Raw genomic sequence first — 570 nt, 5'->3', positions numbered from 1 at the left:
AAATCGAGATTTATCGAGATGTTTGGGAATCCGTTTAGTAATTCTAAAGGTTGGAATAAAGACACTATAGGAAGTGTTGTAAAAAGTATAACAGCAGGGTGGAGTGCTAATGGTGAAGCAAGAGAAAAAAGAGAAGGCGAAAAAGCCGTTTTAAAGGTTAGTGCTGTGACACAAGGTTATTTTAAAGAGGATGAATATAAAGTAATAGGTGATGACGTAGAAATTAAAAAGTATGTTTTTCCTCAAAAAGGTGATTTGTTATTTAGTAGAGCGAATACACGTGAAATGGTTGGAGCAACTTGCATCATGCATAAGGATTATCCCGATTTATTACTTCCTGATAAATTGTGGAAGGTATTGTTTGTTGATAGAGTAAATGTGTTTTATATGAAATATATATTAAGTGAGCCAGCTATAAGAGCAGAGTTTTCTGCAAAATCAACAGGTACAAGTGGTTCTATGTATAATGTCTCAATGGATAAGTTTAAGAATATAGAGATTCCAGTGCCACCAATAGAACTCCAAAACGAATTTGCCAACTTTGTCAATCAAGTCGACAAATTGAAATTT

General features: G+C 33.7%; 1 protein-coding gene. It reads left to right on the top strand.

Annotation, left to right across the window (positions count from 1 at the left end):
• A partial coding sequence (locus tag ACJDU8_RS25635; protein ID WP_406795016.1) for a restriction endonuclease subunit S occupies positions 1-570 on the top strand: 570 nt, incomplete at both ends.

Origin of the sequence: Candidatus Clostridium eludens, from assembly GCF_045310515.1 — a bacterium.
GTDB classification, from domain to species: Bacteria; Bacillota; Clostridia; order Clostridiales; family Clostridiaceae; genus Clostridium_B; species Clostridium_B eludens.
This window is presented reverse-complemented; position numbering and strand designations above follow the sequence as displayed.